Here is a 19,980-nt window from a genome sequence, read left to right as displayed (position 1 = left end):
CCCCATAGAGGTGATAGGCAAGGGCCGCACTTCAGGACGAAGAGGGTATCGCAAACCGGTTGCACCTAAATTCATCCACGGCCACCAGAATCTCCCTGCTTCGCACTCTAGTGAGCCAGACAACTAAAGAATCAATGGCGACCCTGAGGGGTTAGCGTGTAATTGGGTTTCTCCACGCGATGACAACTTCGTTGCATGGATTCGCTACTCGCACTCAAAACAGGCGAGCTTAGAAGATATCGTTGGCAGTTTCAGGATATCGGTCAATGGCGACGTATGCTGAAATGAATCCTTAAAGGAAATGGAGTCGCAGTGAGAGACTATTGGGCCGGGGAAATACTTTCGTTGGCATCTGCTGGTGAGCTCTCCGCCAATCGACAGTCGTCCAACGGTGATGCGCCAGCGACCGATCGCGACCACACCCAAAGGTCCGTCGATCTCCCACCAGAACTCCTGGCTCTCACTGCGAAGCTCAAGAGGGCATCATTATCCCCTCTCGATACCGCAATACGACAATTTCACCGTGTCACAGCTCGGTCACGACAGCTGCAGCAAGTACCTATACGCTGGCTACTCGATGTCGCAACGGGTTCCACAGGATCGTTCGAAGGCTGGGCCAGTACATACCTTGACTCGGTCGACGAGCATAGTGTCCGGTCATATATCAACCAACTTCCCTATCAGCCGCTGATATCTATCGTGATGCCGCTCTACCAACCAGACCTACCCATCCTTCGGGAGACGATCAGATCGGTGACGAACCAGATCTACCCCAACTGGCAACTCTGCATAGTTGATGATCATTCCGATGATCACGATTTAGACGGCTATTTGGCCCATCTTTCACGCCAAGAATCCCGTCTCGACTTCCTGCGCCGCGAAAAGAGCGGTGGCATCGCAGTCGCTAGTAACGATGCGATTGCGCTCGCCAAAGGCGAGTATGTCTGCTTCCTCGATCAGGGTGACCGACTGACCCCCGACGCACTGGCATGGATCGTTGCAGCCGTTGTGAATAACCCAGAGGTGGAACTCCTCTACTCCGACGAGGACAAAACCAACAGTAAAGAACGGTTTGATCCTTACTTCAAGCCCGACTTCGATCCGCTGTTGCTGCTCGGACAAAACTATCTCACTCGACTGCTTACCATCAGGCGCAACCTCCTCGTAAACCTGGGTGGATTACGACTAGGAGTCGACGGAGCTCAAGACTGGGATCTTGCATTGCGGGCGACAGAGAGCATCTCCCAGTCTGATGTGGTGCATATACCAAAAATCCTCTATCACTGGTCGATAGCGGATGATACCATTCTCATGGCCCTTGGAATAGAGAACGATATCTATGAATCTGGGCGCAAGGTAGTTGCAGACGCGCTCGCCAGGCGATCTCTAAAGGCTCTCGCAGAACCTGCGAACGACGCGGCCTTCAAACTCCTCCATTTCAAGCCCGATCCCTCCTCGAGGGTAGCGATCATCCTCTCCGCCTCCGCCAAGAATGTTGCTAACCTCGATCATCCACTCATCAAGCGTTTCTGTTCCGATCTGGTCATTATCAACGGACCAGATTCGAGTCCCGAGCTCCGATCATATCTTGCATCGGTTGAGTCCAAAGGAATAGCTACCGTAGTCGAACGGAAGATGAACACTAGCCTCGCAGCGACCTATAACGACATCGCTAGCAAGCTCACCACGAAGTACATCTACATCATTGGCGACTTCGTTCTAGCAGAGGATCCGTCATGGCTTAGCGAACTCGTAGGTATCGCCGATGGCATGGGTCTGGCTATCGCCTCACCGCTCCTTCTTTCTTCGGATCGCAAGATCTACCAGGCCGGACTCATGCTCGGAGTCGAAGGAGAGGCGGCGCCTCGCTACTATGGCGAACCAGAGACTGCTACCGGGCATCGAGAACGCCTCACCGTCGCTCAGCAAGTCAGTGCCGTCACGACTGAGGCTGTGCTGATCAACAGGGAGATCTACCTTGCTGTCGGCGGGATGGACGAATATTTTGGTGGACTCTTGCGCGACCTTGATCTCTGTCTAAAGCTCGGTGCCGCGGGAGAGGCGATCGGCTACACCCCAACCGCTCGGCTTATGCGGATTGCGTCCGAACGCGATCAATCTCCACCTCCAGATGGGGAGGAGCTCATCACCTTCTGGAGTAGATGGCGACCGCAGCTGGCACGAGATCGCTACTATAACCAAAATCTCATCACTACCAACACAAGTTGCGCACCAACCCGGCCAAGGGTTTATGAACCCTGGCAGGATGGTCAGGTGATCGAAGAGTATCCGTTTTACGCTCCTGATCGATCGCTGCCAACGAATCCAATCGTGCTTTCTCCAGGCGGTCGCATCGTGGTTCACCTACCTACCACGGTGTCATACGCTCAAGTTACCCTTTGGCTGCAGACGAGCGACGGCCTACCCAGCATCCGACTGGTCAACGGAAAGGCAGTTGTAAACCATTCATTCCCAACAAGTGCGACTCAATTCAGTCCGATCGCAATCGAACTCGACGGAACCGGGAACCTCGAGGTGATCAACACCTCAGCTCAAGATATAGCTCTTGAGGCCTACGAGCTTTCGGCAACCCAACTGTTACGTATTCATACCGCCAGAAAGGCGGACTTTTTGGTCGACACCTTGGGCATGCAAGCTAAAACACTATCCAGAAAGAGAAGTCATTGATTCAGCTCGACCCTCAACCTAGTGGCGATCATGCCAGCTTGCAACTCGATCTCTCCAGCTCAGAAGCTATCGAGCTCATCGCCTCAGGTGGCGATCAGGATCTCCTCTATCTTCAGAACATAGTCGTTCTACAGTCTGGCCTGCCAATATACTCCTGGCGGGCAAGAACATCGCTCCCCTGTGTTATCCACGATTGTGAACAGCTAGAGACATTCGGCGAAGGCATTGGACAGCCATTTCGACTCAACACCGCCAAGGCGAGCATTACCCTGGTGTTGCCTGACGCGCTGATACAGCCTGGAAACCAGATCTTCATCGAGTACCACTATGGTCCTTCTTCGGCGCTGCCAAGCCAGCCAGTACGCTATGTTCAGCGAGGAGCACACTCACAAGAGATAGATGCTCTCTTTGACCGGGCGCAAGCAACCAGCAAGAGTAAACAACGATCCTCTCGCACAAGCTCGGAGAACCCTGCCGACGTAGCCTATAGGTCTTGGCGAGAGTACAATGGACAGCTTCCCAAGAGTGAACAGCAGCTCATCTCGGAGTACCTGACGAACCTTGCAACGAAGCCGAAGATCAGCATCATCATGCCCATCTATCACCCCAACCTGAAGTACCTGCAATTGGCTATCAAATCGGTTATCGCTCAGCTCTATACAGCCTTCGAGCTCATCCTCTCCATCGATGGTCCTCAGAGTTCAGAACACGACATGGCGCTGTCGACAATCGCAGCATCAGACCAGCGGATCAAGATCGTAAGGCTCAGCGAACACGGCAACATATCCGTTGCCACCACAAATGCAGCCAACCATGCCACCGGCGACTTTCTAGCGTTCATGGATCAAGACGATGAGCTCACTCCCGACGCACTCGCATGGTTCGTAGCCTACCTGAACCAGAATCCCCACGGGAAGCTTTTCTACAGTGACGAGGACAAAGTCTTCGACGATGGAGGTCTTCGCGAAGTCTTTTTCAAGCCAGACTTCGCTCCAGAGATGCTGTTGAGCATGAACTACTTCAACCACCTCACCATTATCGAACGCCAGCTCTTTCTCACCATCGGAGGGTTGCGAACCGGATACGAAGGTTCTCAGGATTGGGAGATGATTCTGCGAGCGACGGCTTCTCTTGACTATAGCGAAGTCATACACATTCCTTGGGTTCTCTACCACTGGCGAGTCCATCAGGAGTCGGTAGCCTCAGGATACGAAGCCAAGCCCTACGTCTATGAAGTCCAGGAGCGACTCCTGTCGGAACATCTTGAACGCAGCGGCTACAAGGTCTCCCATCTAGAAAGGCCGAGAGAGGGAAGAGTCTTTCTCGTACCCCACCTGATGCCCACCCAGCAACACCTCGTGAGTATCATCGTACCGACCAAGAACAACTTTGCAGACTTGTCAAATCTCGTCCACTCCATAGAGTCCGCAAACTGCGAAGATTACGAGTTGATAGTGGTAGAAAATCAGAGTAGCGAACCAAACATGTTGGCCTACCTGGAAGAGCTAAGGAAGCGCTATCGGGTGATTGCCTACGATGTAGACTTCAACTTCGCCACCATGATGAACTTCGCAGCGCTGCAGGCAACCGGCGACTTGCTTCTGTTCTTGAATGATGACACCCAGGTCATCACCCCGGATTGGCTCGACCAGCTATCGGCTCTCGCCGAGAGGGAGGAGATCGGAGCGGTGGGAGCCAAGCTCATCTATTCCAACGCACAGGTGCAACACGCGGGAGTCGTCATGGGACTAGGTGGGGTGGCAAATCACGCCAACATCGGGGTTCCATTCGCCTCTGCTGGCAAAGGCAGTAGAAACCTGACTTATGGCAACTATTCGGCCGTCACTGGAGCGGTCATGATGGTCAAACACAGCGACTTCATCCAACTCCACGGCTTCGACCCCCGACTCGCAATCAGCTTTAACGACGTCGATTTCTGTCTCCGCCTTCTGGAGGCCGGCAAACGTAACCTCCTCATCCCAAGCGTTCTTCTCTACCATCATGAATCGCGTTCAAGAGGAAGAAGTCGGGCGAGAGGCCAGCTGTTGCGGGAAGATCTCGAATCTTCCTGGCTATATCACCTTCATGCCCCACTCGTCGAGGCTGATCCCTTCTATTCGCCTAACTTCAGTCAACTGATGAGTCAGGCCTTTTTGCCGGCGAAAACACGACACGCCCAACGCCCGTGGCTACCCGAGGGAAGCCAATATCTGCTGCCTACTCCCCATGAGTCGCTGATAGAATCGCTGATAGAGCTAGGCCCGGGAGACACATTCTCGACAAATATCCAGTTGCCTCAGGCGATCAAAACGACCGAGCGGATCAGCATATTCGTGGACAACCCGCATAACGTCACCGGGGTGCTGTCAATCGAGGTTGGTGGATCCAAGCCATGCGAAGTAACAATCCCCGCGCGACGGCGATCGTATGCAGCATCAGTCGATGTCAACAGCTCGCCCACAGAACTGATCCCGATATCGATCACCAATCCCAACCAAGTCCCGATATTCCTCGCGTGTCTTGCGTTGCCGCTCTTGGGAGTCGACTCGCCTGGCTATCAGCCGACGACGCTACGAGCCCGAATCGAAACTCCTGCCAACCCGGGCTCATCGTGTCGCCCCATCCTTCTGCGAGAACGAAGAGTTTGAGCTTGGATAGTGGCGAACTGGATAATCCATAGCCAAAATAGTCAGAGCTAATCAGAGAGCTACCGTCCTGTAGCTGGCCATGGAGACCATCGTTCATCTGTTATCGATTGATTCCGTCTGCGACCTCGACGAGCGGAGACTATCTCGGCTCTGCCGAGGTTGCCAGCTGATATAAAATCTCCTCCAGCTGTCGACTGATCTCCAGATCCTGATACCAGCATCCCAACAGAAGTGGGCGGTCGGACGATTTCATCAGCTTCACCATGGCCAGAGGTGGAATCCACTGCCCAAGCCGGGCGCTTTTCAACTCCGCTTCCGCCGTAGAGAGATCGCTAGTGACACCCGTGCCCCAGCCGCCATCAGAGCTCCGGTCTTCACTGGTCCGAGAGTAGAGTCCTACCCCTAATGAACGGCGGAAGAGTCTCCATTCATGACCTGAATCGTCTCGAAATTCGAAAGCCCCAGCCGCGTATCCAAGTACGTCCCTTCCTCGCTTGAGCTCAGAAATCACAGCTCGCCCAAAGGTTGTGCCTAGTGTTTTGAGAAGTAGTTCGGATGGACTGCACTCATAGAGACGACTCTGTAGCAGAAGACAACCGAGAGCAGCTACGTCAACGGGTTCATCACCGAAGCCAATGCACGACAGGTAGTGGAAGCTGTCGTTTAGGTCGCCACAACGGATCTCTCCGACCATGGAGCCCAATGCAGAGGCTAGCATTTGGCGGTTCACCGCAGTTGACGGCGGCAACTGCATCTCGACCTGTATGCCTCGCGCTGAGAGCTCGAGTGCATGCTCGTGGACGACCACTCCTTCAATCAGTGGGTAACGCCTGCGAGCAACAACGTCAAGTGCAGAGGGCGTCCGGACCTCGAGCATGGAGAGTCTGTGTCGCTCAGCAACTTGGCGAGTCATGACATAGCCCGCGATAGCCTCCTCGTCGGAGACACTCAATCGAAGAAAACGACCTCTAAGCAGCTGCGGCTCAACCCCGACCAGCTCGATAACCGTCCTGATCTCCCTCCCCTCCAGGGCAAAGCTAATCATCCTCCGCTCAAAGAGCTTAGGCGCTAGATCAAGCATGGGCAGAAATGCCAACCCAGAGACAGAGAGGTCGACAATCTCCATCGGCACACCAACCATCGGTGGTCTCAAGTAATAGGTCCCATTCAAGTCAACCGCCACCCTTGGAGCGGATCGGTCATTGAGAGGAACGAAGCCACCGTCGATGACCACCTCACATCCTCGATCTAAGGAATGTATGTCTCCAGTGGCGACGTAGGGTTCGGACAGAAACGTCAACCTAACCTCGCACGCCCCCTCAGCGCAAGCCTCCGCGAAGACGAGGGTCGCATCGGTAACGGAGGAGGCAACGGTACTCACAGAGATACCAGAGACTCGTATTTCGACCGCCTTACCTGGGTAACATAGCCGATCGAGCGGGTACGAGTCGCCCACAACCTTGGCCCCTAGCTCAGGTGACGAGTGATGCCTTCGGCCTGGGCAGCCCGAGCCACGGCATCGGCAACGGCTGTCGCCACGTTCCGGTTGAACACCGATGGAATCACGTAACTTGGAGAAAGTTCGTCTTCAGAGACGGCGGCCGAGATGGCGTCGGCGGCCGCCAACTTCATACCCTCAGTAATCGACATAGCACGCGCATCGAGTGCACCCCGGAAGATACCTGGAAAACAAAGCACGTTGTTTATCTGATTAGGAAAGTCCGAGCGACCAGTGGCTATAACTGCGGCTATATCCTGAATCTCGTCAGGCATCACCTCAGGGGTGGGGTTAGCAAGCGCAAAGACGATCGACCTCTTGTTCATTGTGGCTATGTCAGCAGCGGTCACGATGCCAGGTCCAGAGACGCCGACGAAGACATCTGCACCAACAAGAGCTGAACTCACATCACCCATGCGACGATCCTGGTTCGTAGACTCAGCCAACCACAGTTTGGCACCCGTGAACTCCTCGCGACCAGAGAAAATCAGCCCTTTACGATCTGATACCAGGATACGGCCAACACCAGCATTGTTCAGGATCTTCGCACAGGCCACCCCAGCTGCCCCAGCACCTGCTATGACCACGGTCATATCATCGAGCTTACGATCGACAACCTTGGCGGCGTTACGAAGCGCAGCAAGCACCACCACCGCAGTGCCATGCTGGTCGTCATGGAATACCGGAATATCGAGCCTTGACTTGAGCGCCTCCTCAATCTCGAAACAGGCAGGCGCCGCAATATCCTCCAGATTGATCCCACCGAAGACCGGCTCCATCGCCTCGACAGCCGCGATCACCTCTGCTGGGCTCGACGTCTTCAAGCAGATTGGAAAGGCATCAATACCGGCGAACTCCTTGAACAGCTGCGCCTTGCCCTCCATCACCGGGATAGCAGCATGAGGCCCGATGTTCCCAAGGCCAAGCACTGCGCTACCATCACTGACGATAGCGACCGAATTCGCCTTGATGGTGTAGGTGTGTACCGATACCGGTCGCTCTGCGATCTCCATCGACACTCGTGCTACACCAGGTGTATACGCCATAGAGAGGTCATCACGATCCTTGAGTGGCGCCTTACCGCAGACCTCGATCTTTCCACCTAGGTGGAGCCTCAAGGTGCGATCGAGAACGCTACGGACATGGACCCCCTGGACCTCCTCCGCCCTCTCGCGAATCTCCTGTGCATGATCTGGATCGGCAGCAAGGACGGTGACGTCACGAACGATGCGCTCCCCCTCGACCTCCACAAGGTCGATGCCGAGAATATTGCCACCGGCCTCGCCGATTGCAGTCGTCAAACGGCCAAGAGAACCAGGGGTGTTACTGAGCTCGACGCGAATCGTAACGGAATGGGATACGTTAGGTTGTGCCATGCTACAAGGCTAGCGGTCTAACCAATCCTGACTTGCCGCTAAATCCCTGCTACGCGTATACGACCCACTAACTACCCAATGATCAACCACGGCAGTCGGCCCTTCATCCCGTGACGCATCACAAACCATGACCCGCTCAACGTCTCCTGCGACTGGTCACTCTCAAACCTTGCCGCTCGGGGCTTCGTCGATAGAGTTCACCGGACTATCCTCAACCACCAGCCCCGCTGAGAGCACCCGCGCCTGTTGATTGATCCGATCGATCTGAGCTTGCATTTGAGAGAGATTGGGGTCGATCCTTAAGAGTTCCTCGTAGAGCCGTTTAGCACCGGCGAGATCGCCGGAAAAGCGCGTCACATCGGCGATACCAGCCTTGGCCCGCCAGACCGGAATCAGCGACTCAAAGGCTACTATACCGCGATACGTCACTGCCGTCGTCTGCGACCGTTCAAAGGCCTCCCTAGCGCTATTGAGTAACTTGATCAACCTCATTAGCTCGACCCGACCTTTAGAGTACCACAATCCTGGATACTCGGGATTATCCTTGACCCCACGATTCGCCACAGCCTGAGCCTCCTCAAACCGCTCCTGACGCAACAGTGCCTCAATCAAATAATTCCGAACTTCCGCGATCCGTCCGTACCACTTCGCCTCCCGTGCAAGTGTCTCCGCCCGATATAATGCGGCGATAGAACGATCGATATCACCGGAAAACAAGAGCTCCCGTCCGAGAAAACCCCATGACGCGACATCACTAGGATCATCGGCGACCGAACGCTCCAATAGATCGATGTTCCGTTCCAACTTACCTTTGTCCTGCATGACCTTCGGGTGATAACCGACGTGATTGAGGCGGATATTCACCGCTACCCGAGATATACCCTGCGCTGCCTCAACGGTATCTGCCCCGAGCACCAACTGCTCATGAATACGCCCAGCCCACTTTATGCCATAGCCCGTAGGATGCATCCGCGACATGTCATTGTTGGGCTCAATCCGCCCGCCAACATCGTTCACCTGCACCACGCGCAACGCCAGTGGACGCCCCACTGAGTCAAAAAGCCCCGCCGCAATACGGGGCGCATCGACGTCCTCCGGATCGAGCCACTCGTCACCATCAACCCACAAGACCCATTGGCTCTTTACTTTCGAGAGCGCGAAATTCCTTGCTTCAGCAAAACTCCCGGTCCAGCCATATCGCCACACCCGCACCCCGAGCTTTTCAACGACGTCAACGGTCCCATCGCCGCTCCCCGTGTCCACAACGACAATCTCATCCACTGCATCCATGAGACTGCCAACACAACGAGCTATATTCGCCACCTCGTCCTTGACGATCATAGCCGCAGCAACACTCGGAAATACTACCCGAAACAGATCGTCAAACCACGGCTCCAACTCCTCCAACCCCACGTCAACCAAGCGTCCACGGACATCAGAAATCCAAGCAGCCTGTGGGTCGAGAAGCCAAGCCCTTCGATACGCCTGCCATGCCTGGTACGGCCTACCTGTACGCTCCGAGAGCTCCCCAACAAAAACCCAAGCCTGCGCACTGCGAGGTTCTTCCCGCAAGACTTTAATAATACTTTCACGCACCGTATCGTATTCACTCTCAAGAAGCAGCCCACGGATTACTTCTAATTCTTCACTCAAGTTCACAGATCAATCCTCCCGCAATCCACGCACAATCAACAATCGCTGATAATAATCAACGGTGCTCACACGACCTCGTCGACCACAAACCACACCACCCTTAAAGCTCTCCAATTTACCGTCCTACCGCTATCGAATAACCAGTAGAGCACAACCAGAAAGAAAAAACGCCCACTAACGCGTATAGTCAAGAACTAACGAAGCGCAATAAATCAGCACAAAACTAATTCCTAACCAACCCACCGAAGAAAGCAAGCACTACCTTCCCCCTTGGTCTACAGTGACAGTCCCATCCTCAGTGATAACATCGACTTAAAACGAGATAAGCCGCAGGGGATAAACCCCTGCGGCCATCTAACTCAAAGGGCTAGCCCATAGAGTCTAATATCAAAGTACCGGGATCCCAGCGAGAGTAGACACCTCAAGGACATCACTCCCAGGATAACCAAGTGAGCTGACCTGAGCCGCACTGATAGGCACCAATGCTGTACCCGTCGATACATACATCGAGCCAGCAGATGAACCGTCAAGCACCTTGACCAATGTCCCCATCATCGGTACACTTGGTGCCATCTCCGACGTGGGAACGGAACTAGCCGATACCTGTGGCCACGAAGCCATCAATGTCTCGCCCATCGAATGCGCGATACTCACTAAATCAGTCGGGCTTGCGATATGGACTGCCACACCGCCGACCCACTCATAAATACTAGTGCTACCAGAAGCCTGCCAGAACGAACCGTCAGAATGCACCGAAGCAGCACTCGGAGTTGCCGAACCACTGGACGCCATCGTCATCATCGCTAGATCGCTCTGAGGAATTTCGACGACATTCTTTGTCGAATAACCACCACCATAGAACGCCGTTGGGCTAGCGATATGGTAAAGATCACCATTCGAGCCGACCACATAGATCGGAGCGAGAACTGTACCACTCTGAACACCCTGAACAAGCGTACCCATGGTCAAAGCATCACCAGAAGCGAAGATGGATGTGGAAGGCACCGAGACCTTCTGCTGAGTCGGCCATGACTTGGACGCCTCAATCTTACCTGCATCAGCGACCGTCGGGAGATGGAAGGCATAGCCTCCAGCCCACTCATATAACGCACCGGAGGCATTCGCAATCGAACCATTGGCCTTGCTAGACGCCGCCGAAGGAGCCGTCAATTGTGCCGTCTCAAGATAGTCACCACTTGTGGTCGCGCTCAAGCTCACTGTTGCCGTGCTAGCAACCGGGTTATTCACCACTCCAGTGATGGTTAACTCCAGCACATCACCAGAAGGAATCGCGGAGGCTAGTGTCAAAGTGACCGTCCCACCACTCACCGAAACCGACGACGGTGTCTGCGTATCGGCTGAATTCGAAAGATCAACGACCTTATACGCGCCAGATGCCGTCGGCATGTAACTATATCCTGTCCCGGCGGTGCCAGTGATCGCCTGGCTAATCTGAAGCGTATTGCCCGAAGCGAACGACGTCGCAGCCTCAATACCCGACAGAGTCCAGTTCGAAGTGGTATCTGTGGAAGTCGTAGAGGCACTCACCTGCATCTGTGTCGCGGATACTGGCCCCAAGTTCAGTGTCGTGCTAACAGGAGGCGCGAACTCATTGCTAATGCTCACCGTGGTAGAGGCCGATGGCAACGGCAGATTCGTGAACGTCAAGCTGTATGCGTCCCCACTGGTGAGCCCAACCGATGCTTGACTAGCATCCGTACTACCACTGAAGACAACTGCCCCTAGGTCAGCCCCAGTCGTCGTATCTGTCAAGGTGGCTAGTTGAGTTCCAGCATTACCAGAGAGTCCAAGACCAGCGACGGTCAACGGAACATCGGTACTACTGAGACTAGTGAAGTCGATCGTGACGGTAGAGCTTGCGCTCGCGTAGGGATCGGAAGCCGACACCGAGGTAAGATCCAATGGGTAACCCCAAGCGGCAGGTGTCGAACCCGTCACAAATGCGGCCCCACCAAGGCTTCCAGTGGGGGTGGCCGAACCCACGTATTGGGCCGTCACGTTCTCAATCCCAGAGTCCGCTGTCGCCGCCGCCGACCCATGGATTGGGACGCTGAGCGTATAGACCCCAGACGCTAAGGTACCAGAGTTAACGGTCAGCACCAGCGGCAAACGCCCACCAGTTGTGACTGATCCTGTCGCCGCACTAACGTTACTGGTCTCACTGGTTCCGTTCACGCTAAGAGTCACATCGGAGGTGTTCGGCGTAGGATAGCCAACACTGCCCGACAACGGCGTATCGGCAAGATCCACTGTGAAAGTATCTGTAGATGCGATCGGATTCAACACCTGGAAGGTATACGTCAGATTCGTCAACTGACCTGGGTTGTTCGCCGGGGAAAGCGACAGCGTAGGCGTAACCGGGCTCTTGACGGTGGCACTCGCCGTCAGCGCAGCAGTGCCGGCGGAATAATAGCTGCCCGACACCATAGTCCCGAGCGTCAGACTGACATCACCACTCAACGGGGGAGTGGTCGAGTTGACCACGTTGTCGATAATCACCGTAAGAGTGTCACCCTTGTTGATCACATCCGTGCTGTTGGGGGCATAAACATCCGTACTCGACACCGTAGCAGTGTTGGCGGTCAGGTTACTTTGATCCCCGGTAGTAGTCAACGAACCCAGCACCGTCTTGGTCTGCGTGTCGATCACTTCCGCAACCGCGTTAGGGGCCAATGAATATGGACCACTAAGCTTCAGCTCCGCAGCGACTGAAGGACTACCCGTTGTATCAGTACTCGGAATGGACACGCTCACCGGTGCCGTCGTAGTAAAGCTCAGATCATTGTTTGTTGCACCCGGAGCCGCATTCGACTGGTTCAGAGTTGGTAACGCTGGTGTCGCCGAAGGAGACCCGATCGTGATGTTGCCACTCAGGGTTGTCGTCTGAGCAGGCGCCTGTGCATATGCAGCTGCAGCCGCACCAAAGGTCATCATGCCCAGCGTACCTAGTGCCAACGTGGCACCGCCAGCCAAAGACAGAACTTGCCGTCTGGTAGCCTTTTTCTTTCGGTTATCAGAACCGGAACTTATCATTTCTTATTTTCCTCCTGTGTTGAACAACTCAGTACTAACACCAGTCATCGGGTCAAGCTAGTCGCACCTAAACCAAAAACCAACCATTATCCCAGAATTTATTCTGTAAACCACCTAACGAGCGGCGAACGCCACAAGTGACAGCTAACCGTTGGTAAGGTACTCCTACGTTAACCCGTTGTTGAATGGTTGTCAAGCACAAATGCAATAAAACTACACTATTGCTAGATTCTCTATCCAATTAACCCTTCCGACTGCGCAAACCCCCTCCCTCGAAAGCTGTGCCGTCCTGCGACACTCCGAACGAGTCGCAAAATCCATCTTTGGTCTCTCTTGCGTCGAACTCGCAAAACCAGAACTCGACCCCCGTAATCTGTCCTTGGTCTCATCCTTCAGCGATCACGACAGCTCCAAAAGCCCACAAACGCACTCGCCTGGCCCAAGAACCCTTTCGATGCTCCCGCCACACCATTACCTCCAGAACCCAACAAGCGATTCTGACAAGGAGTGAAATCCGCAACTCCAAGTACAAACTCAGCGTGATTTCTACCCGAATTCCCAACATCTGCAACTCACGCTCATGGACTGCAATGATCACGACAACTCAACCCCGACATCGATCCAGTTTCATGAAACCACCGGATGATTGCAACCTCGTCGGGCTTCGGCCGGGCAGTCAATCACACTTTCATGCACCCCAGAGTTGCTACCTTGAGTCAACCCGGCAGAGTAGGCCGCGATAACCGAACGTGCGAGACTCTATCCGCTATCCAAGATCCTTCTCCTCCGGAACCAGTACTAGGTCCGAGGACAGTAGTCGCGACGAATCATGTATTTACAACACACCACAGTGGGAAACCAGCAGCAACGATGCCTCCTGCCAATTCTCGATTCGAAGTGGTGGCCTCCCCTCGACCTGAGCGCCGTCTAAAAACAGTCCGTAGACATCCGCCGACGACCATGTCACACACTACGACTTTTCGCCTAACTCAGCACCTTCGATCAGATCTTGTCGCTTTAGCCACCCTGTTTCACCGCCTTAGCTGGGCTAGTTACGCAGTAACACCGATACGCAATCCGAATTTACCGCCCCATCTCACGCTTCATCCATCCGTGACCGCTTGCCAAGAACTATGCATCCAAGATCTTCAGTATTGCGTATAGGTCCAGTCGCCCAAGCCTTGCTAGTCCTGTTTCTTGCTAGCCCTGCCTCTTGGTTGTACTGCTTCTTGTTCGCTCGATCTTTTGGTTGCTTGACCGATCGAATAGTACGGTCTCTTGGTCGTATCCTGTCTATCCCCATCTCGTGGATTCTCATATTAAGTCACTGCTTCACGCGGTGTTACCCAATCTCGTGGATTCTCATATTAAGCTGAACTTACCCCAGCCAACCCTTCGTTTTATTCCCTCTACCAGGGATTATAGTTGACTGTGACATGGAAGTGTAGCCAGTAATATACTTGACGCGGTGATGTTGAAGTGTTAGTATCTGCTTATGGGTAGGGATAACGCATCAATGCATGTATCACATATCGTGAGCAGACGAGGTGAGAAGGAGTATCACTCCTGGTTGGTGCGACGTAGCTACCGCCAAGACGGCAAGGTCAAGCATGAGACGATCGCTAATGTCTCCAAATTGCCCAAGGATGCCATCGAAGCACTGAGTCTTGCTCTTGCGAACAAGCCGGTTATTGAGGCTGGAGCTGACTTTGAGATCCTTGGCTCAAAGAGGCATGGCGCGGTAGGTCTCTTACACGCTCTCGCAAAGTCCGAAGGAATCGTTCGTGCACTTGACGTGGATACCCGTGACAGAGTCCACCCACGTTTGGCACTCGCGATGATCATTGCCCAGACCATCAAGCGATCCTCAAAGCTCGCTATGACCAAGTACCTTCTAACCACGACGCTCCCAGCCGATCTCGGTATCGAGGTCACCGATGTCGATGACTACTACGAGACCCTTGACTGGCTGAGACGCCACCAAAATGCGATCGAATCCCGTCTCATTCGGGCCCATACCAAGGTTGGGTCCATGCTCCTATATGACCTCTCCTCTAGTTACATGGAGGGTACCAAGTGCCCGCTCAGCCATTATGGCTACTCGAGGGATAAGAAGCGAGGCAAGCTCCAGATCGAATACGGAGTCGTAGCGACCCCCGAGGGGCTCCCACTTGCGGTCAGGGTCTTTCCTGGTAATACCAGCGATCTTGCCTCGTTCCGTAGCGTCACCGAGGAGCTGAAGAAGACCCATAACCTCACAAAGATCGTTATCGTCGGTGACCGCGGAATGTTCTCGACCACCAACATCAAGCATCTGAATGAGCTCGACCCAAGCTACCTGTACGTCTCGGCTCTGCGCTCTAGCCAGATTCGCCAACTCGTTGGAGATGGCAGTATTCAACTCGGTCTCTTTGACGACAGCGACCTCTTTGAGATCACCCACCCTGACTATCCCGGTGAACGCCTGATAGCGTGTCGCAACGAGTCACTTGGCCACAAACGCCATAATGAGCGTAACCAACTCTTAGAGGTAGCCACCAAACGCCTCGAGAAGGTAAAGGCCCAGGTTGTGGCAGGGAGGTTGCGAGATCCCTTCGCCATTGGGAGACGGGTGGAGAAGGCGCTGGCCTCGACCAAGATGGGCAAGCACATCATCACCGAGATCGCCGAGGGGGCCTTTGACTTTCGTCTTGACGATGACTCGATCAAAGACGAGGCCGCACTCGATGGGATCTATGTGATTCGAACCACTCTTCCAAAGGAGGAGGCATCCGCTAGTGACGTGGTTGGCTACTACAAGAACCTCGCCAACTTAGAGAGAGCCTTTCGCTCCATGAAGAGCATCGACATCAACGTCAGGCCTATTCGCCACTACCTTGAGGATCGGGTTCGAGCCCATGTCTTTGCCTGCATGTTGAGTGCTCACCTGCTCCATATCGCAAAGGAACGCTTGAGCGAGTTGACCTTCCGTGACGAGGAGCCACCCGAGCCGAGCTCACCGGTTGCCAAGAAGGTGGTCTCGGCCTCAGCCAAGGCCAAAGCGGCGAGCAAGGTCAATCGAGACGGTCAAGAGGTGATGAGCTTTCGTACGCTATTGAGCGAACTCGATACCCTTGAGCGCACCACCTGCCGAGTGAAGGGGTGTGAGGTGACCTTTACCAAGATGACAACCCCTACCCCTTTGCAGCAGCGAGCCTTTGAACTCATAGGAGCCAAGTTGAGCGCGTGACAGTAAAACTATCCCCAGAATGAATCAAAACCCCAGCTAGGGGTAGAGATGAGTCGGGGTGGCTGGGGTAAGTTCAGATTAAGTCACTGCTTCACGCGGTGTTACCCAATCTCCCACAGGTTGACCAGATCACATCCCCTGCCAGCTAGAGCCGATAATGTGTTGCCATCCAGCCATCAGAGCCATGACGGCCAAGCGAAGGAGGCCAACCAGCAACACGAACCCCGATTCGCTTACGCGCCACTTACTTGCTCCCCTTCATAGGAGCTGTCGATCATAACAAGGCGACGATGGCAAGAACAGCCAGCCAGCAATCAACCGTGAGCCTTTGTCTGGCGTCCCGTTCACGAACTTCGTCTTTCGGATCTCCTATCCAGACCGGTCGAGTCAGAGTGCAAATAGGAGATGCTTCGGGAACTATTATCTTCGGCCAAAGATCTTTCGAGGGCTACGTTGGCCTTCAAAGAGCGATGGCTCACCCTCCCAGTCGCTAAACTCAGATTCTGACAGTCGTTCGTAGAGATCCACATGCGCGGCAAGGACTTGGGTCGTGATTTCTTCAAGCGATGCTCGCTTCTGCGCTGGACCAGTGTTTCCTACCCACTCTTGCAACGCACCCCTACCTAACCAATCGTCGTCAGCCAACTCTCCTCTGGCCAACTCAGATCCTTCGAGGATCCCGGGGTACCCCACCAGCAAAAGCTGCTCACCGGTCACACCAAAATCAAACCTCGTGGAAGCGAGTACAAGTCCTCTCGCCAGATACCAATCCTTGAGATCGCCATAGAGCAGCATGGAGCTAATCTTCATCCGCTGGATGGTCTGAGTGTTAACCAAAGACGCTAGTTCACGAGGTTTGAGTATTTTTGCTTCGCCCACGACATTGCTACGCACCGGGAGCAGTGCCGGAGTGTCCAATACCTGATCGCGCTCGAGTCCAGAGGGTAGCTCCATGCCGGCGACCTCTCCCGACTGTCGATACGAATCCCAAGCAACTCCTGAGAGATACCCGATCACCTCGATGCTGACCGGCACCGACTCAAACCACTTGAGCTTGAGTGTACGGCCAGGAATGACAGTGGATGTGCCAAGAAAGCCAGTGGCGAACCGACCTCCAAGATGTCGATACACCAGAGCGCTTATCGCCGTCCGTAACCTACCAAGGTCAGCAATCGGGGTATTCGAAGGCCAACCCGGTAGCTCGAATCGATCATTCGCTACCAGCAGCACGCTCTCGTCGGGATCGTCAGGATCCTCATAGATCTCCCTTGCATAGCCAGTCTCTAGCAATTCCACCGTCGTGCCCCTTACCTCATCACGTACCAACACACCATGACCTCATGACCCTCTCAGGGACAGAAATCGTGGAGCAACAAACATCATACGACGATAGCCCGAGAGTATCGGGATCGATACAACCCATGAGACATCTCGGAAATCAAAGAACTCTGCGTCAGCTGCCTATGTCACATGAGTTTTCTAGATCACATCGCCTTGTCGGCTTACAAATCGCACCTAGGTCACCAATCGTTCATCGTTGGCCATCGAACCGCGGTGTGGTATCGGTACCGCTCCACCACCTCCCGCCCCTCCTCTTACTCCCGGTCCTCTAAGAGCGTGTACAATCCACGGACGCGACTTACCGACGGACCGCCCAGGTTCTCCTGAAACAAAGCGACCATGCTCTACCCAAGTGCAATCTTGCCACTGCGTGTGTGCGGGTCGGTCACTACAAAGGAGGTTCGCCAAAGGGTAGCGCTGACGGCAAGCTCGGCTGACTGTCTTCAGACAACACGCTGCAATAGCCGTCGGGTTCAAGAATGCTCCTCCAACAGCACGGTGGCCCATGGTCTAATGATCGTGCGCACGGATCTCGAAGGCTAGCTTGCATACCGTTGGAGTTAACGAAAGCTCCTGCCCTCGATAGCGCCATAAGTCAACCAGTGGTAGATCGGATCTAGCTGCGCCTCGGCAACGTCAGGGTTGAGCTCTAGATAGCGTTGGCGATCAAAACCCTCTGGCAGACGGTAGCAGTCATCTCCAAGCTCGTACTGCACGCGCTCAAGCACTGCGATTCGCTCCATTGTCAGACCGTTACCCATACGTGACAGCTGGAGATAGAACTCCGTTCCTGCGGTCTCATGGAAACCACACTCGCGAACTCCTATGTAGCCGAGTTGGAATAGATCCTCGATCAGTAGTCGAAACGAATGTGGCACGAAGCACCAGACGTGTGGGTCAAAGTAGGCGAACGACGCGTATGGATCTCCGGCATCTGCAACCGTCTTCGCCTCCTCGAAGCTGTGAACGGACTCATACTCCCCCTGAGCTCCCTTATACCATGCAATCTTGTCCCCGCGTCGAACGACGTTGAGGTAGTAATCAACCGCCGTTCCAACGCTCGGCTGCCTCCTGTTCTCCAAGAACGCATCTATCACCGGTGCAATCGACGAGATCGGTCTGAAGTAGTCGAAGGAGTAGCGCTTGTCCGGTATAACCAGAGAAATGACTCCGTCGTCCGCGAGCACCGACTCGCAACTTCGAAGAAAGCCGATCAGATCAGGAACGTGTTCGATGACGTGCGACGCGATAATCCATGCAAAGCGGTGATCGCCAAAGAGTTCGTCGTAGGGCTCTCCATGCCATACGTAATCTACCTCTTCAATCAATGAAACATCGAGATCGTCAACCTCGTACTTGGCCCTCAAGGCATCAGCAGATAGGTTATCAAGGATAACTACATCGTATCCATCACGCTTAGCAACTACCGGGTTGTGACTCGGTCCAATCTCGAGTCCCGGCCGATCCAGGTCAAGGCCCGCAACAATAATCTCCTTGCGTTCTCCCATGGCACCCTCTCTGATTGGCCTTATCCCGGCATACCATTTCCTCTGACCTTGCCCTCACCAATAGCGTTAATAGCCAGCCCAGGGAAGCCGCCCCCGCAAGATGAGCCCTGGCACAAAAAGATCCAGTTGACTCCTTAGCCTACCTGGATCTCAGTTACCACACGGGCTCACCCAGCTGCGCCGACCGAACAGCGAGCCAGCATCCCTCGTGTCCAACTTCACCGTCAAAGATGCCCTTACTCAATCATCACTAACCAGCCGCAACGTTGTAATAGCTGCCCACCCGATCATGTCCTCATTCTCGACAACCACCCCTGCCACTACGACCGTCCAACGGCCATCATCAGCCCAACAGCTAGTTAGCGATAGCGATCGAAATCTCCGATACCTGCGAATATAGACGCAGTAAGAACCTTGGTGGAGGCAACCTCATCGAATCGAATAGACACCCAACCACTCACCAAAGGAGTCGGCACCTCTGGTGTTCAACAACATCGACAAATCCTCAAGCCCACAGCTTCTGCTACCGTATCGCATCATCGATCTCTCCGCTCCAATGACCAACGATACAGCTCCAACGAAGAACGATATCGCGCCCTACACGATGCGCTATCAGCTTCGCTCTCACCTCTTGGATGAACGGTGAACTCTAGAAACCACCGGGGGTGCGGGTGCCAGAGCCCGCCACCAATCCTATCGCGACTCACGACATCGTCATGATGCTGCGTGTGCCGGTGCACTCCGTCGGGCGACATCTCTCAATCGAGGGCTGTCGGCTCAGAAGCTGGGCGACATAAACACCCACTCTCAACAATCAGCGCTGACTATCGAGTGAGCGAACCAGATCTGGGTGCACTTGATCTGACGGCACTAAAGCAGACCGTTGGCACCCATCTAGCAGCGACTCTCTTCTCAACCGACAACGACACACATAGGTCGTGTGGTTCACTTTGTTGCTGGCACCCCTAGTGACAACGCACCTTTT

General features: G+C 54.3%; 10 protein-coding genes. 4 read left to right on the top strand and 6 right to left on the bottom strand.

Going from position 1 to position 19,980, the window contains the following annotated elements; genetic code table 11:
* Positions 1–312 precede the first annotated feature (312 nt).
* Together FEAC_RS04525 and FEAC_RS04520 are read left to right on the top strand one after the other, a co-directional pair.
* Positions 313–2,688, top strand: a complete 2,376-nt coding sequence (locus tag FEAC_RS04525) for a glycosyltransferase family 2 protein (protein WP_035392535.1) — start codon at positions 313–315, stop codon at positions 2,686–2,688.
* On the top strand, positions 2,685–5,336 hold the full coding sequence (locus FEAC_RS04520; protein ID WP_052565578.1) for a glycosyltransferase family 2 protein: 2,652 nt from the start codon (positions 2,685–2,687) through the stop codon (positions 5,334–5,336). Before FEAC_RS04525 ends, FEAC_RS04520 begins: the two co-directional genes overlap by 4 nt.
* A gap of 139 nt (positions 5,337–5,475) precedes the next feature.
* Here the strand turns inward: FEAC_RS04520 and FEAC_RS04515 are convergent, their stop codons facing one another.
* The 4 genes from FEAC_RS04515 to FEAC_RS04500 form a co-directional block, all read right to left on the bottom strand.
* On the bottom strand, positions 5,476–6,792 hold the full coding sequence (locus tag FEAC_RS04515) for a PilZ domain-containing protein (protein WP_035392533.1): 1,317 nt from the start codon (positions 6,790–6,792) through the stop codon (positions 5,476–5,478).
* An 11-nt stretch (positions 6,793–6,803) separates the two neighbouring features.
* Positions 6,804–8,210 (bottom strand): NAD-dependent malic enzyme, encoded by a 1,407-nt coding sequence (locus FEAC_RS04510; protein WP_035392530.1) that lies wholly within the window; start codon positions 8,208–8,210, stop codon positions 6,804–6,806.
* A 162-nt stretch (positions 8,211–8,372) separates the two neighbouring features.
* Positions 8,373–9,869, bottom strand: coding sequence for a glycosyltransferase family 2 protein (locus FEAC_RS04505; RefSeq protein WP_052565576.1), 1,497 nt, complete (start codon positions 9,867–9,869; stop codon positions 8,373–8,375).
* 381 nt (positions 9,870–10,250) lie between these two features.
* Positions 10,251–12,917, bottom strand: a complete 2,667-nt coding sequence (locus tag FEAC_RS04500) for a beta strand repeat-containing protein (RefSeq protein ID WP_052565574.1) — start codon at positions 12,915–12,917, stop codon at positions 10,251–10,253.
* Between the two features lie 1,516 nt (positions 12,918–14,433).
* Here FEAC_RS04500 and FEAC_RS04490 point away from each other — a divergent pair.
* Positions 14,434–16,146, top strand: coding sequence for an IS1634 family transposase (locus FEAC_RS04490; RefSeq protein ID WP_035392525.1), 1,713 nt, complete (start codon positions 14,434–14,436; stop codon positions 16,144–16,146).
* Positions 16,147–16,566: 420 nt separating this feature from the next.
* Here the strand turns inward: FEAC_RS04490 and FEAC_RS04485 are convergent, their stop codons facing one another.
* Both FEAC_RS04485 and FEAC_RS04480 read right to left on the bottom strand, forming a co-directional pair.
* Positions 16,567–17,442, bottom strand: a complete 876-nt coding sequence (locus FEAC_RS04485; RefSeq protein ID WP_035392523.1) for a phosphoribosylaminoimidazolesuccinocarboxamide synthase — start codon at positions 17,440–17,442, stop codon at positions 16,567–16,569.
* A gap of 605 nt (positions 17,443–18,047) precedes the next feature.
* Positions 18,048–18,995, bottom strand: coding sequence for a class I SAM-dependent methyltransferase (locus tag FEAC_RS04480; protein ID WP_035392522.1), 948 nt, complete (start codon positions 18,993–18,995; stop codon positions 18,048–18,050).
* A gap of 481 nt (positions 18,996–19,476) precedes the next feature.
* Between FEAC_RS04480 and FEAC_RS15480 the strand changes: the two genes are divergently transcribed.
* Positions 19,477–19,641 (top strand): hypothetical protein, encoded by a 165-nt coding sequence (locus FEAC_RS15480; RefSeq protein ID WP_156099343.1) that lies wholly within the window; start codon positions 19,477–19,479, stop codon positions 19,639–19,641.
* Positions 19,642–19,980: the final 339 nt, after the last annotated feature.

Source organism: Ferrimicrobium acidiphilum DSM 19497 (assembly GCF_000949255.1).
GTDB lineage: Bacteria > Actinomycetota > Acidimicrobiia > Acidimicrobiales > Acidimicrobiaceae > Ferrimicrobium > Ferrimicrobium acidiphilum.
The sequence above is the reverse complement of the archived record's forward strand: the minus strand, read 5'-3'. Positions and strand labels throughout refer to the sequence as shown.